The 13,434-nt window shown below is 65.2% G+C and carries 15 protein-coding genes; 3 read left to right on the forward strand and 12 right to left on the reverse strand.

Annotated features, from left to right (window positions below; all coding sequences use genetic code 11):
- The 8 genes from BM321_RS23365 to gspG all read right to left on the reverse strand — a co-directional run.
- Positions 1–298: transposase (locus BM321_RS23365; RefSeq protein ID WP_139236213.1), on the reverse strand; the 298-nt coding region annotated here is incomplete at its 3' end.
- An 86-nt stretch (positions 299–384) separates the two neighbouring features.
- Positions 385–1,596, reverse strand: coding sequence for a type II secretion system inner membrane protein GspF (gene gspF / locus BM321_RS23370; protein WP_060742025.1), 1,212 nt, complete (start codon positions 1,594–1,596; stop codon positions 385–387).
- On the reverse strand, positions 1,596–3,014 hold the full coding sequence (gspE, locus tag BM321_RS23375; RefSeq protein WP_092327825.1) for a type II secretion system ATPase GspE: 1,419 nt from the start codon (positions 3,012–3,014) through the stop codon (positions 1,596–1,598). Before gspE ends, gspF begins: the two co-directional genes overlap by 1 nt.
- A gap of 169 nt (positions 3,015–3,183) precedes the next feature.
- Complete coding sequence (gene gspD, locus BM321_RS23380) at positions 3,184–5,544, reverse strand: type II secretion system secretin GspD (protein ID WP_092445028.1); 2,361 nt, start codon at positions 5,542–5,544, stop codon at positions 3,184–3,186.
- Positions 5,541–6,116, reverse strand: a complete 576-nt coding sequence (gspM, locus tag BM321_RS23385) for a type II secretion system protein GspM (protein ID WP_092445030.1) — start codon at positions 6,114–6,116, stop codon at positions 5,541–5,543. The genes gspD and gspM overlap by 4 nt, the downstream gene beginning before the upstream one ends.
- Positions 6,109–7,287, reverse strand: a complete 1,179-nt coding sequence (gene gspL, locus BM321_RS23390) for a type II secretion system protein GspL (RefSeq protein WP_092445032.1) — start codon at positions 7,285–7,287, stop codon at positions 6,109–6,111. Before gspL ends, gspM begins: the two co-directional genes overlap by 8 nt.
- A complete protein-coding gene (gspK, locus tag BM321_RS23395; protein WP_092445034.1) occupies positions 7,284–8,270 on the reverse strand; it encodes a type II secretion system minor pseudopilin GspK in 987 nt (328 codons plus the stop codon). Before gspK ends, gspL begins: the two co-directional genes overlap by 4 nt.
- Before the next feature lie 8 nt (positions 8,271–8,278).
- Positions 8,279–8,728 carry a type II secretion system major pseudopilin GspG gene (gene gspG, locus BM321_RS23400; protein WP_060742020.1) on the reverse strand — a complete coding sequence of 150 codons (450 nt, stop codon included), beginning with the start codon at positions 8,726–8,728 and terminating at the stop codon, positions 8,279–8,281.
- A 148-nt stretch (positions 8,729–8,876) separates the two neighbouring features.
- On the opposite strand from gspG, the gene gspI reads away from it, so the two are divergent.
- On the forward strand, positions 8,877–9,254 hold the full coding sequence (gene gspI / locus BM321_RS23405; protein WP_092445036.1) for a type II secretion system minor pseudopilin GspI: 378 nt from the start codon (positions 8,877–8,879) through the stop codon (positions 9,252–9,254).
- A 75-nt stretch (positions 9,255–9,329) separates the two neighbouring features.
- Here the strand turns inward: gspI and BM321_RS23410 are convergent, their stop codons facing one another.
- Complete coding sequence (locus BM321_RS23410) at positions 9,330–9,800, reverse strand: type II secretion system protein N (RefSeq protein WP_092445038.1); 471 nt, start codon at positions 9,798–9,800, stop codon at positions 9,330–9,332.
- Between the two features lie 117 nt (positions 9,801–9,917).
- Between BM321_RS23410 and gspH the strand changes: the two genes are divergently transcribed.
- Both gspH and BM321_RS23420 read left to right on the forward strand, forming a co-directional pair.
- Positions 9,918–10,370 carry a type II secretion system minor pseudopilin GspH gene (gene gspH, locus BM321_RS23415; protein ID WP_092445040.1) on the forward strand — a complete coding sequence of 151 codons (453 nt, stop codon included), beginning with the start codon at positions 9,918–9,920 and terminating at the stop codon, positions 10,368–10,370.
- A complete protein-coding gene (locus BM321_RS23420; protein WP_092445042.1) occupies positions 10,367–10,978 on the forward strand; it encodes a PulJ/GspJ family protein in 612 nt (203 codons plus the stop codon). Before gspH ends, BM321_RS23420 begins: the two co-directional genes overlap by 4 nt.
- A 155-nt stretch (positions 10,979–11,133) precedes the next feature.
- Here the strand turns inward: BM321_RS23420 and BM321_RS23425 are convergent, their stop codons facing one another.
- Genes BM321_RS23425 through BM321_RS23435 form a run of 3 tightly spaced genes read right to left on the reverse strand, consistent with a single transcriptional unit; the run spans position 11,134 to position 13,287 of the window.
- Positions 11,134–12,075, reverse strand: coding sequence for a FecR family protein (locus tag BM321_RS23425; protein WP_092445112.1), 942 nt, complete (start codon positions 12,073–12,075; stop codon positions 11,134–11,136).
- A 37-nt stretch (positions 12,076–12,112) separates the two neighbouring features.
- On the reverse strand, positions 12,113–12,658 hold the full coding sequence (locus BM321_RS23430; protein ID WP_092327813.1) for a sigma-70 family RNA polymerase sigma factor: 546 nt from the start codon (positions 12,656–12,658) through the stop codon (positions 12,113–12,115).
- Positions 12,655–13,287: a secretin and TonB N-terminal domain-containing protein gene (locus BM321_RS23435; RefSeq protein WP_092445044.1), complete on the reverse strand. Its 633-nt coding sequence runs from the start codon at positions 13,285–13,287 to the stop codon at positions 12,655–12,657. Before BM321_RS23435 ends, BM321_RS23430 begins: the two co-directional genes overlap by 4 nt.
- Positions 13,288–13,434 lie beyond the last annotated feature (147 nt).

The raw sequence follows: 13,434 nt of genomic DNA on the forward strand, positions 1-13,434 counted from the left end.
AAAAACTGCCATCCCGGTCGCGTGGGATATCCAGCCGCAGCGGACCATCTCCGGTCAAAACGGTTTTTCCACTCTTGCCATTGCGCTGATTAGTTTCATCCTCCGGGCGCTGCGCGCCCGGGGGATAGCCCAAGTGGTGGCCGAGTTCAGCGGTCAAGGCTCGTTCAATCAGGGCCTTCTTGAACGCTGCCGAGGCGTCCTCGATGGCTTCCGCTGTCATCAGCCCCTCACCAAACTGCTCAAGCAGCTCTTTGGGGATTTTGGGCAGGTCACGCAGGGGTTTCTTTTTGGTTGGCATACATGCACCTCTTACTCATGTTATGCCCGAACACAAAATTTCTGACACTCCCCTTGCTCCCGCGCCACGGTTTTTTGCGCGGTGGGCTACTGCACCAACTGATTGATCTCGATGATCGGCAACAGCACCGCCATGACGATCACCAGCACCACACCGCCCATGACCACGATCATCAGTGGCTCCAGCAGCGCAGTCATCCCCATGGCCCGGCGTTCGATGTCTCGGGACAGGGTTTGCGCGGCGCGTTCGAGCATCGGTGGCAGGCAGCCGGTTTTCTCGCCGCTGGCGATCAGGTGGATCAGCACCGGCGGGAAGACTTTTTCCACCCGCAGCGCCGCCGCCAGGTTGACCCCTTCGCGGACCTTGGCGGTGGCCTCGCTGACGCTCTGGCTCAGGCGGTCGTTGGACAGGGTCTGGCGTGCGGCTTCGAGCGCTCGCAGCAACGGCACCCCGGCTCCGCCGAGAATCGCCAGGGTCGAGGCAAAGCGCGCGGTGTTGAGGCCCAGTACGAAACGTCCGATCAGCGGCAGGCGCAACACCCGCGCGTGCCAGTTCAGCCGCGCCGCCGGTTTGCGCAAGTACATGCGCCAACTCCAGAACCCACCGGCCAACACGCCAAAACACAACCAGCCCCAGGCCCGAATGAAATCACTGGCGGTGAGCATCGCCACGGTCAGCGCGGGCAGGTCCTGGCGGGCCTGGGAAAATGCACTGACCACCTGGGGCACCACGTAGCTGAGCAGGAAAATCACGATGGCGACCGACACCAGCCCCACCACCCCGGGGTAGATGAACGCCGTGAGGATCTTGCCCCGCAGGTTGTTGCGCTCTTCGATGTAGTCCGCCAATCGCTCCATCACCTGGGCCAGATCGCCGGACTCTTCACCGGCGGCAATCAACGCCCGATAGATTTCCGGAAAATCCCGGGGGCGTGCCGCCAGGGCTTCGGCCAGGCGCATGCCGCTGCGCACATCGGCGCGCACCGCGCTCAAGGTCTGGGCGATGTGCTTGCGCTCGGCCTGTTCCACCGTGGCGCTCAACGCGGCTTCCAACGGCAGGCTCGCGCCCAGCAGGCTCGCCAGTTGCCGGGTGGCCCAGGCCAGGTCGTTGTCCGAGAGTTTGGCGCTGAACAATCCACCGCCGTTGGCCGGTGTCGTGTTGCGCTCGACCTGCACCTGCAATGCCGTCAGCCCGCGACTGCGCAACAGGTTGAAGGCCGCCCCCTGGCTGTCGGCTTCCAAGTGTCCGGATTCGATCTTGCCCTGGGCGTCGGCGGCCTCGAAACGGTATCGATTCATCAGGCGTCCCGTGTCACGCGCAGGATTTCTTCAGGGGCTGTGGTGCCACTGCGCACCCAGCGCTCGCCATCCTCGCGCATGCTGAACATGCCGGCCTGGCGAGCGGCGGCGCGCAGTGCCTGCTCCCCTGCCCCCTGGTGAATCAGCGTGCGGATGTCATCGTCGATGCAGAACAGTTCATGGATCCCGGTACGCCCGCTGTAGCCGGTCTGGTTGCAGCTCGGGCACCCCACCGGGCGCCAGGTGCCGGGCGTGGCCGGATCCGGCTGCTTGCACTGCGGGCAGAGCCTGCGCACCAGTCGTTGGGCGAGCACGCCGAGCATCGACGAGGCCAGCAGGAACGGCTCGACCCCCATGTCGATCAGGCGGTTGATGGCCGACACCGCGTCGTTGGTGTGCAGCGTCGCCAGCACCAGGTGACCGGTGAGGGACGCCTGCACGGCGATTTGTGCGGTTTCCAGGTCGCGGATTTCGCCGATCATGATGATGTCCGGGTCCTGGCGCAGGATCGCCCGCAACGCCAGGGCGAAGGTCATGTCGATCTTGGCGTTGACCTGGATCTGGCTGATGCCCGGCAGGTCATATTCCACCGGGTCCTCCACCGTGAGAATGTTGTGGACGCTGGCGTCCAGCCGGGCCAGGGCGGCGTAGAGGCTGGTGGTCTTGCCGCTGCCCGTGGGGCCGGTGACCAGGACGATGCCGTGGGGCTGGCGGATCAGGTGATCGAGCTTGCCCAGTACATCCGGGTCCATCCCCAACGTTTCCAGTTGCAGGCGGCCGGCCTGTTTGTCCAGCAACCGCATCACCACCCGCTCGCCGTGACCGGTGGGCACCGTCGAGACGCGGATATCGATCGGTCGACCGGCGACGCGCAAGGCGATGCGGCCGTCCTGGGGCAGGCGTTTTTCGGCGATGTCGAGCTGGGCCATGATCTTGATCCGCGACACCAGCGCACCGTGCAGGGCCTTGCGCGGCGAAACCACATCGCGCAGGGTGCCGTCGACGCGATAGCGCACCACCGAATGGCTCTCGTAGGGTTCGATGTGGATGTCGCTGGCCTCATCCCGTGCGGCCTGGGTCAACAAGGCATTGATCATGCGAATCACCGGCGCGCCGTCCTGGGTGTCCAGCAGGTCGGTGATCTCGGGGATGTCCTGCATCAGCCGGTCGAGGTCGACTTCGTTCTCCGCCGCGCCCACGACGGCGGCAGCACTACCAGTGTCGGCATAGGCACTGTTGAGCAGCCCATCGAGTTCCTCGTCGCGCACCCGCTCCAGCCGCACTTCGCCGAACTGACGGCGCACTTCACTGATGGACCAGCCCGGCGTGGACGGGCACACCATCAGCACCGCACCGTCCTCGGCCTGCCGCAACACCAGGCGCTGGGCCTTGGCCCAGGCGTATGGGAGGGTGTTCATGCCGACACCTCGGCCCCAAGAAACACACATCCCCCCTGTGGGAGCGAGCTTGCTCGCGATAGCGGTGGGTCAGTTGCAATGAGGTTGAGTGAACTGCCGTCATCGCGAGCAAGCTCGCTCCCACAGTGTCTTGGGCTGGCCTCAGCTTTGTGCATGCCGCTGATGTTCATTAGCGAGTGCCTCCTTCGACCGGCACCGCCTTGATCACCGCCCTGGGCATCTGCGGCCCAGCAGGCGGCGTCCCCGGGATCGCCCTCGCCGAGACTGGCAGTTGCGGGGCCTGCATGTCCGGCATTGCCCAGCTGCGATCCGGTTGCAGCAAGCCCTGGGCGCGGCGCATGAAGTCGTAGCGGTTGAGGGTAATGCCGCGTCCCGCCGCCGTGTCGCGGATGATATAGGGCCGCAGGAACACCATCAGGTTGGTCTTGGTGATCTGCCGCCGTTCGTTGCGAAACAGCGCGCCGATCCCGGGAATGGTCGACAGCCACGGCACCGCGTCGTTGCTCTGGCTGTAGCCATCCTGCAGCAGCCCGCCAAGGACCATGATCTGCCCGTCGTCGAGCAGGATGCTGGTGTCGATGGCGCGCTTGTTGGTGACGATACCCGTGGTGCTCGAAGCGCGATTATCGACGCTGCTGACCTCCTGATAGATGTCGAGCTTGACCGTCCCGCCTTCGGAAATCTGCGGCCGGACATTGAGCTTCAAACCCACCTCCTCGCGGGTCACGGTCTGGAACGGGTTGTTGCTGGTGCCGCCCCCGCCCGTGACGTAGCTGCCGCTGACGAAGGGAATGGTCTGGCCGACGAAAATGCTCGCCGCTTCGTTGTCCAGGGTCAGCAGGTTCGGCGTCGACAGCACATTGGTGCCGCCCTTGCTCTTCAAGGCCCGGGCCAGGACCTTGAGGTCGAGGATCTTGCCGATGCCGGGAATGTCCACGGTGCCGTTGACCAAACCCAGGTTCAGCCCCTGGGGCAAGACATCGATGCTGGTCTTGCCGTTGAGGTTGAGCCCCGTGCCGCCGAGATTGACCCCGCCAATCACGCCGCTGCCACCGAGGTTGCCGGTCTGCCATTGCACGCCGAATTCGCTGGCGTCGTCCTCGCCGACCTCGACGATCAGGCTCTCGATCACCACTTGGGCGCGACGCTGGTCCAGCAGGTCGATGACTTCCCGCAGGTTGCGGTACAGCGGGTCCGGCGCGGAGATCAGCAAGGTGTTGGTGGTGGCGTCGGCCTGGATGGTGACACCGCCGGCGCTGAAAGCGGTGCTCTGTTCGTTTTTTGTCGAAGCGGGGGTTGTCCCGTTGCTGCCCTGGGCGTAGCCGTTGCCGCTGGTCGACGCACTGCCGCTGGTGGTGCTGCTGGTGCCATCGCCACTGCTGCCCTGCCCACTCTGTCCGTTGGTATTGGCGCCCATGCCACTGAGCACCGAGCGCGAGTTGTCGTTGCCCTCGCCTTCGCTTTCCCCGGTGAGCAAACCGCGCAGGGCCTGGGCCAGTTTGCCGGCCTGGGCGTTGCGCAGGTAGACCACGTGCAGGTTGCTCGGGTTGTTCTGAGCGTTGTCGAGCTTGTAGATCAGGTTGCGCGCCAGCTCTGTGCGCTCGGGGCTGCCAGCGCGGATGATGATGGAATTGGAGCGAGGGTCGCCAATCACGTTGATCTTCTGGGTCTGGTCGCCGCCCTGGGTTTCCAGCAGGTCAGAGACCATTTGCGCGATATCGACGGCGATGCCGTTGTGGATCGGCACCACATCGGTGTCGATGGCACTCGGGGTGTCGATGCCTTCGATGAGCTGCGCCACCCGCGACAGGTTTTCGGCGTAATCGGTGACGACAATGGTGTTGTTGCCCGGGTAGGCATTGATCGGATTGTTCGGCGACACGATCGGGCGCAGCACCGGGATCAGGTTCACCGCGTTTTCGTATTGCAGGCGGAAGGTGCGCGTCAGCATGCCGTTGCCGGCCGGTTTGTCGGCACTGTAGATCGGCCCACCCAACAGCTTGGCATCGGCCTCCGGCACCACCTGGGCCACGCCGCCCACGTCTACCACGCTGAAGCCTTGCATGCGCAGCGCGGCCAGCAGCATGTCGTAGGCCTGATGGGCCGGGACCTGGCCTTCGGAAACCAGCGTCAGGTTGCCCTTGACCCGCGGGTCCACCAGGAATTGTTGGCCGGTGGAACGGGACAAGGCCCGCACCACCGCCTGGATATCCGCCTCGACGAAATTCAGCGTCACCGGTTGATCCCCCAGGAGCGTGCGCGCCGGCGCATTGCTGCGGGGTTCTCGGGCACGGGCGGTGAGATCGACCTGATGCCGTACCGCGGGCTTGCGTTCACGCAGGTCCTGGGCCCGCTGGCGATCGAGCAATGCATCGCCGCTGCGCTGGGTACTCCCCAACGGAATACCCAGCTCGCTGTCCACCAGCAACGGTGGCTGCGACGCGGGCGGCGTGCTGTTGCACGCACTCAACGCCAGCAACAACAGCGGCGCGGCCTTGCGCCAATGACGTGGGTATCGGGCCCCTTTCATGAAGCTTCCTTAGCGCTTTGCGCCTGGTCCATGCGGACGGTTCCGGACAGTGTGCCGGCGCTGTTATCGAGGTTGTCGTGGTTATCGGGATTGGCAAGGGCGGTGCGCTGCAAATGGGCTTCGATCACCTCCAAGGAGAATGGCCGTGGATTGCCCAGCAGCCAGTTGATGACCGCCTCCGCCGGAGCCTGGTCGAACGTGAGCTGCCAGGCGCCGGGGCGCTCGGTGCCGGGCGCTTGCAATTGGTAGTGCTGGCTCAAGCCGCTGGCGTCCAGGCTCTGGCGCAAGGCGGCTTCAAGGGGCAGGCCTTGCGCGGGCCCGGCGACGTCACGCAACAGCACTTCGAGGGCCTCGGTCTGCGATCGCAGCTTCGGGGTTTCGGCTTGCCAGTAGGAGATGGTCTTGAGCGGTGGCTGGATCAGCGCGAGCCAGACCAGAAAGCCGCTCAACACCAGCGCGGCCAGGGCCACGGCGGCTTGTTCGCGTACGGCAAGTCCCTGCCAGAACGTGCGCAAACGCGTGCTAAAGGTTTGCCAACGGACCCGCGCCAGTGCCAGGGAGTGCTTATTCATCGTCGGCGTCCGGGGTTTCGTCGGCGTCCTGCGTACCCTGGCCGGCCGGGGCCACCCGCAGGCGCCAGCCCTGGTCGATGGCAGCGACGTCGATGCCGGCCTGGGCCAGGGGGATTTTCCAATCCTCTTCGGCGGCGGTTTTCTGCGCCTCGGCCACCACAGTCAAGCGCAACTCACCGTTCTCGAACACCAACGCCTGGACATTGCCGCTCATGAACGGCATGGCGCTGCCCGCCTGCTGCACCAGGCTGGCAAAGCGTTGGGCCGGGTCGGTCGCCGCACCGCTCTGGCGCGCGGCGATTTGCTGGCGTGCCTGCTGCAATGGGTTGAGGATCACCGGCAACTCAGGAAACGCCTGTTTCACCCGCTGGCTCATCTGCGCCTTGAGCCGTTGGCCCTGGGCCGCTTCGCGGGCGGCATAGAGGTTCAACCCGACCACCCACACCGCCAGCGCTGTCGCGCAGATCGCCACCGCCCGGCCCCAACCACCGCGCTTGACGGCGTTGCGTGCAAGGCCGACATGCAAACCCCAGCCCGGTGCAGGGCCCGTCCAGCGTTGGCCTTGCGCCAAGGTGTCGAGGGAAGATTGTGGCGGCGCGGCGCCGATCCAGTGCAGCCCAGCCCCCGTTTCCAGCAGCCACTCGTCCAACGCCTCCTCCTGCAACGGTTGCACCACGGCGTGTTGCAGGCCATGACGCACCAGCAGATGGTCGTCCTCGATGCAGGCCACCGGCCCCGACAGCACCGGCAAGGCGTAGGCCGCCGGGTAGAGGCCACGCAGTTTCATGCCGGCCTGGTGCACTAGCCGCCCGAGATTGGCGAGGGATTCACGGTCCAGCCAGGCGATCTGCACCTGCCCGCCCATGTCACGTGGGCCATGGGCCACCTGCATGTGTTCGCTGGCGCCGAGCATCAGGGCCTGGGCCGCGCACGTCACCGCTGCGCTGATCTTGGCCGCCGGTAACTGTGGCAACTCCAGGCGGGTCAACACGCTGTCGCGGGGATGAAGGAAACACTCCACCGAAAGGTTTTTACCGCCCTGGCCCAACGCCCGAAGACTGCTGCGGCCTTGCTCGCGGACCTGGCCCTGGCGATCCAGCCAGGCAAACGCCACCGGGCTGTCGAGGTCCAGGCTGCCCAGCGGCGCCAGGGCGATGCGCAAGCGCGTCATACGCCCACCCTCGACCAGATCACCTGGGGCAAGCGGTCCTCGGTGCGTTGCAGCAAAGCCTCCAGTTCGACCCGCCGCTGACCACTGCGCGCCTGCCCCCGCAGGCGGAACCAGTCGCTGGTGATGCCGACCTTGACGCTGGCGGTCTCCAGCTCCGGCATGCGCAGGCGATTGACGAAATCCCCGCGGTTGATAAACCAATGGCCGCCGTCACGCTCCCTGACCAGTGCCTCGGCCCGTTGCAGGGACAGCCCCGGCACGTAGGCGACCAGCACCGGGGCACTGGCAGTGTTGCCATTGAGCCAGGTGTTGGTGGGCAGAATCGTCACGTAAGGCGCCAGTGTGTCCAGTAACCGCGTGGTGACGCCTTTGACGCTGCGCAGGTCTTGCAAGGTGCGCAGCATCGGGCGCGTCGGGGCCAGCGGCGTGTTGTCGGCCTGGGGCGATGTTTCGCGCCCGCTGTTGAAGGTAGTGGCCTGTGGCGCCTGGTCCACCCGCTGCGGATTCAGCAGGCGCGGATAGGCCTCGACCACCCTGTCGACGATACGCGTGCGGACCGTCGCGGCCACGCCCAACTGCTGGCACAGGCGTTCGAAGGCGCGCACTTGCTCCTCGTCCACCCGCTCATTGGCGACGAGGTTGCGCAGGTTGAACTTGCCTTGCTCATCTTCCAACTGGCCTTCGAAGGGTGTGTCGATCTGGCCTGAACCCGGTATCACGATAGGTTTGGCCCAAGGTTGGCCGAAGCGCGTCAGTGGATCGCGCTGCCGGGCATCCCAGAGCAACTGGCGACTCAGTTGCAGGCCACCCTGCAACCGCGCCGAGCCCTGGACACGCAACTGCTCGGCTTCCAGGCTGCGAGTGAACAGGGTCTGGCGGGTCAGCATGCCACCGGCGATGACCGCCACCACGGCGGCGATCAGCAACGCACTGATCACCGCCATGCCGCGCTGCTTCGCCGCGAGGGGCGAATCCGTTCGCATCACGGCCCTTACAACTGCCAGGAGCCAATGTCGGCATTCACACCGTCGCCATCGGGCTGGCCGTCGGCCCCCAGGGAAAAGATATCGACTTCGCCGTTGGCACCGGGGTTGAGGTAGTTGTAGGGGCGGCCCCACGGGTCGTTGGGCAGGCGCTCGAGGTAGGAACGCCAGGTGCCGTTTTTCGCATCGGCCGGTTTCTCCACCAGCACCTTGAGGCCCTGGTTCATGCTGGGGTAACTGCCGTGGTCCAGGCGATACAGCTTCAAGGCTTGCATCAGGCCGCCAATGTCCTGTTTCGCCGCCGTTGCCCGCGCCTGGTCGGGGCGGTCGAGGACCTTGGGCACCACCATCGCCGCCAGGATGCCGAGGATCACCACCACGACCATGATTTCGATCAGGGTGAAACCCCGCTGCCCGCGAGGGCCTTGGGAACGGGCGTTGTAACGGGCGATCTGCATCTCGACGGTCCTTCGCTGGATTCGATTCGAGGCGCAGTGTTGCAAGAAAATATGTCAGTGATATTGAAATTGCTCAGGAGCTTGCGTCGTCAATCGGTCACGAACGCCGGCTACCCTTCAAGACTGCCCTCGCACCCGAGCCCGCGCCATGCCACGCCCTGCTCCGCAAGCCGGCTTCACCCTGATCGAAGTGCTGGTGGCCCTGGCGATCATCGCCGTGGCCATGTCGGCCGCCGTGCGCGTGGCGGCGGTGATGACCCAGAGCAACGGCCTGCTGCGGGACAAATCCATCGCCCTGCTGGCCGCTCGCAGCCAACTGGCGCAGTTGCGCCTGGAAGGCCGTTTTGCCCAGGGTTCCAACGTGTTCGAGTGCGACCAGGGGCGCTTGCTGCTGCTTTGCGAACAGACCCTGCGCCCGGCGGAAAACGGCCGGCTGCTGCGGGTTGAACTGAGCGTGTCGGACCGCAGTCGTGAAGCACCGCCGTTGGCTCGGCTGGAGACGTTGGTCAGCCGGGAAAAACCTTGAGCGATGTGGATTAACACATCCTCTGTGGCGAGGGGTTTAACTGTGGGAGCAAGGCTTGCCCGCGATGCAGGCGCCTCATTTCCTCGGAGACTGTGCCGTCTTCATCGCGGGCAAGCCTTGCTCCCACAGCGAGGGTAAAACCACCGAGTCCGGCAACCGGGCCAGGACCAGTCGGGTCTGTTCGTTGCCACGTTCGATGACCACCGCCTGCGCCTCGATCGCCACCAACCGTACCCCCTGGGCCACGCGTTCACCCACCAGGAAACTGCGCGGCGGCCCGTCGTTGAGGCTGAGGATCGCCACGGCGGCATGGGTGCCGGCCATCACGCCGCTGACCTTGATGTCCACCGGTGCCGGCTGATTGGAGAACCATTGCAACGCCGGGTTATCGGAACGCTCGGCCATGCGCTGCGGGGCGACGTCCGGCGTGCGCGACTCGGCCGACGTGAGCAGCAGCGAAGACCAGGTCGCCACCCCGGCCAATGCTGCCAACAAGCCCACGACCTGGACGATTTGCGCCGGGGACACACGCTCGATAAACGCCATGGCCTGAATCTCCTTTTTTTGATTCCAGCTTGCAGCGTACGCGTCAATTCTCTCCGTTTTATTTCACATCCTTATCATCTTCACCGTGCAGGATGACGCTCACGCAAAGGAGCGCACATGAACCTCGGCAAGCAACGCGGGTTTACCCTGATCGAATTGATGGTGGTGCTGGTGATCATCGGCATCGCCAGTGCCGCCGTGAGCCTGAGCATCAAGCCGGACCCGTTGAAGTTGCTGCGCCAGGATGGCGAACGGCTGGTGCAACTGTTGCAACTGGCCCAGACCGAAGCACGCACCGACGGGCGGCCGATTACCTGGCGCTGGGATGCCAAGGGCTTTGGCTTCAGTCGCCGCGCGGACCGGGGCACCGGGGTCGATCGCTTCGAGGACGACCCGCAACTGCGTCGACGTCGCTGGCAGAGTCCGTCGATGGAGGTGCGGGTGGAACCCAGGCAGCGGGTCGTGTTGAATGCCGAATGGATCGGCGAACCCTTGCAGATCCGCTTGTCGGACGGCCAGAACAGCCTCACGGTGCAACGCAGCGCCGCCGGGCGGGTGCAACTCCAATGAACGCCCGGGAGAAAGGCTTCACTTTGCTGGAGGTGATGGTGGCGATCCTGCTGATGGCGGTGGTCAGCCTGATCGCCTGGCGCGGGCTGGACAGCGTGACCCGTGCCGACAGCCATTTGCAGGCCAGTACCGAGCAGACCGAAGCGCTGCTGCGGGTATTGAACCAACTGGAGCGCGACGTGGCCCTGCGCGCCAGCATCGAGCTGAGTGAACCGGTCAAACCCGGCGTCGACGACCAGCCCTCGACCGCACCGCCCGCCCTCACCGTGCGCAGCACCGAAGGTCGGGGCTTTCGCCTGGATGTGATCCGCGTGGCGGCGGCCCAGGAAGGCGAGCTGCAACGGGTGCGCTGGTGGCTCAAGGGCGACACGCTTTACCGCGCCCAAGGCCAGGCCCGCAACCGCTACCCCCTGCCCGCCCCCGGCCCGGGCGTGGCCGTGCTCAGTGACGTCAGCGACGCCGGCCTGCGCTACTGGGACACGGAAAAAGGCTGGCGCAAACTCAGCGGCAACCGCCAGGAAAACCCGACGGGCATCGAAGTCAGCCTGACTCGCCAGACACCTCAGGGGGCCGAAACCTATCGACAGGTGCTGGGGCCGCTGGATTAGCTCGCGATAGCGGTTGGATCTGTCAAGGATGATGTCGAATGTACCGGCCCCATCGCGAGCAAGCTCGCTCCCACAGGGTTACCGGGTGAGCTCAAGATTTGGGCCCTTGTGGGAGCGAGCTTGCTCGCGATGAGGCCCGCCAGGCAACGCCGGCCTCAGCTCAGCACCACCACTCCACCCGGCAATTCGGTGCATTTGGCGCCGTAGGCATCGCGGATCAACAGCGCCACGCCCGCCAACTGGTCGAGGCGAAACCGTGCCTGGACCTTGCGCTGGCCCAGTTCGCGGTTGAGCAGCAGCAACATGCCGGGACGGTAGCGGTTGATTTCATCGATGACGCTGGCCAGGGTCGCGTCGTTGAACACCAAGACCTGCTCACGCCAGGCAATGGCGGCCGACACATCGGCACGCTTGGGCGCGCCCACCTGGTGAGGCTCGTAAGTCAGTTGCATGCCCGGTTCCAGGCTAAACCGCTGGCCTTGCACCTCGACCTGCACCGCGCCCTCCAGGCAGGTCGCACAAACGCTCTGGTCGGTGTAACGGATATTGAAGCGTGCCCGGGCGGCGCTGATCCAGCCGGCGCCGGCCTGGACGCTGACCACCTGGGCACTGCGCCCCTGCACTTCAATTTCGCCACTGAGCAATTCCAACCCTTGTCCGCCATCGGCCAGCGCGCGGCGGCTGAGACGGGTCTGGGTGTTGAGCTCCAGGCTGACGCCCTCGACCCATTCCACTCGGCGCTGTTCGCCGACGTCGGTGATGTAGTCGGCCCCCAGCCCGGAAACACCGCCGGGCACCGTGGCGCGGATCAGCAGGAAAGCCGCCGATGCCGCGATGGCGCCACCCAATAACGCCCGACGGCCGAAATGCCGAGGCGCCTGCAACGCTACGGCGGCGGGTTGCAGCCCATGCCACAGCGCCTTGGCCTGTTCAAAGGCCTGCGCATGTTCGGGACTTTGCCCGCACCACAGGCGCAAGGCCCGGGCATCGGCCACGGTAGCGCGCCCCGAGGTCAGCAGGATCAGCCAATCTCGGGCCTCGCTGGCCAATCGGGCCTGGGGCGTGGCATCAGGGGAAGCGATGCTGAAGATGTTCAAGCGCACACACACTCATGAAAGGGTCGGGTCTCTACTCTCAAGACGGTTTTCCCGCGCCGGGACCGAACCGCTGAATGACTTTTCTTTCCAGGCGCAGGGCGCAATGCCCCAGCGCCGCCTTGATTTCCTTCTCCACCATGCGGGTGGAAATACCGAAGCGCTGGGAGATTTCCAGGTGCGGCGCTTCTTCCAGGCGCGCGGCGATAAAAATCCTGCGACGGCGCGCCGGCAATTCGTACAAGGCCTTGAGCAAGGTCTGCAACTCCTTCTGCCCACCGACCACCCGCGCCGGGTCCAGCGCCTCATCCGAGACTTGCAGCAATTCCTCGATTTCATCCCCTGTGAGCAAGCGCGCATCGGCCTGCCGACGGTCGGCGGCGATGTTCAGGGCCATGCGATACAGATAGGCACTGGGCTGGGCGATGTCCGGCGGGTCGACCATGCGATCGACCCGCAGGTAGGTTTCATGCAGCACATCGTTGGCCAGTTCCTCGGAGCCCAGGCGCCTGCGCAGGCGCACCCGGAAATCCTCATAGGAGGTGAGGAACAACTTCACCAACGGGCTGCGACCGGTGTCTTTCATCGCCCGGACACCCCTTCCCCTGTCATGCATTCCATGCTTTTTCCTGATGAGTCGGGTAACAAAAGCAGGGTCACCGGCTGGCGCAACGAACTGGGCGCCGGGCGGTCGATCCTGAGGTTCTGCAAACTGTTGACCAGGGCCTTGTCCCGCATCAGGTCGCCCGTGGAACTGACCAGGCGGCTGTGCTGGACCACGCCGTCCCGGCCGATCCACACTTGCAGCACCGCCCGAAAACTGCCCGGGCGGGTCAACGGTGAACGACATAAATTGCGCTGGATAACCGTCTGGATGGCTGCCGCGTAGTTGCTGTCACTCAGGCCCGGGGTGACACCGGCAGGCAGCGGCACCTCGCGGACCCGCACCGGCTGCAACGTGAACGCATCCGCCCGGGCATAGTGCGCCGCCAGCCCGGTGCCGCTGAGCAACACCCGCAAGCCTTCGGAGGGGGGAAACCGTCCCTGCACACCCAGTGTCTGGCGCTGGCTCGACAGCTGGTGGTCCACCAGCACCGCCATGCCCGTCGCGCGACTGAACTGCTCCAGCGCCGTGGTCAGTTCCTGGGGCGCGATGTCCAGGTCCACCAGGCCAACCGCCTGGATCGGCCCGGCCAGCAGACACAGCAACACCATCAGCCACCCCAAGGGCGTCCTGGTCAATCCACGTCCGCGTCCGCCCCCAGCTCTGCCCTGCTGCACGACTGACGTATCCGTTGAAAATCGTCATCCTGAGGGGTGTTTATGAATGTCGTATGACAACTGATACAAATCCTCCAGGCC

It is taken from the genome of Pseudomonas sp. NFIX10, assembly GCF_900111955.1.
Lineage (GTDB): Bacteria > Pseudomonadota > Gammaproteobacteria > Pseudomonadales > Pseudomonadaceae > Aquipseudomonas > Aquipseudomonas fluorescens_AA.

Coding starts and splice junctions, on each gene's coding strand:
- gspH (WP_092445040.1), top strand. CDS start 9,918: ATGAACCTCGGCAAGCAACGCGGGTTTACCCTGATCGAATTGATGGTG.
- gspG (WP_060742020.1), bottom strand. CDS start 8,728: ATGCAGATCGCCCGTTACAACGCCCGTTCCCAAGGCCCTCGCGGGCAG.
- gspE (WP_092327825.1), bottom strand. CDS start 3,014: ATGAACACCCTCCCATACGCCTGGGCCAAGGCCCAGCGCCTGGTGTTG.
- gspD (WP_092445028.1), bottom strand. CDS start 5,544: ATGAAAGGGGCCCGATACCCACGTCATTGGCGCAAGGCCGCGCCGCTG.
- BM321_RS23430 (WP_092327813.1), bottom strand. CDS start 12,658: ATGAAAGACACCGGTCGCAGCCCGTTGGTGAAGTTGTTCCTCACCTCC.
- gspM (WP_092445030.1), bottom strand. CDS start 6,116: ATGAATAAGCACTCCCTGGCACTGGCGCGGGTCCGTTGGCAAACCTTT.
- BM321_RS23410 (WP_092445038.1), bottom strand. CDS start 9,800: ATGGCGTTTATCGAGCGTGTGTCCCCGGCGCAAATCGTCCAGGTCGTG.
- BM321_RS23420 (WP_092445042.1), top strand. CDS start 10,367: ATGAACGCCCGGGAGAAAGGCTTCACTTTGCTGGAGGTGATGGTGGCG.
- gspL (WP_092445032.1), bottom strand. CDS start 7,287: ATGACGCGCTTGCGCATCGCCCTGGCGCCGCTGGGCAGCCTGGACCTC.
- gspI (WP_092445036.1), top strand. CDS start 8,877: ATGCCACGCCCTGCTCCGCAAGCCGGCTTCACCCTGATCGAAGTGCTG.
- gspF (WP_060742025.1), bottom strand. CDS start 1,596: ATGAATCGATACCGTTTCGAGGCCGCCGACGCCCAGGGCAAGATCGAA.
- gspK (WP_092445034.1), bottom strand. CDS start 8,270: ATGCGAACGGATTCGCCCCTCGCGGCGAAGCAGCGCGGCATGGCGGTG.
- BM321_RS23435 (WP_092445044.1), bottom strand. CDS start 13,287: ATGGTGTTGCTGTGTCTGCTGGCCGGGCCGATCCAGGCGGTTGGCCTG.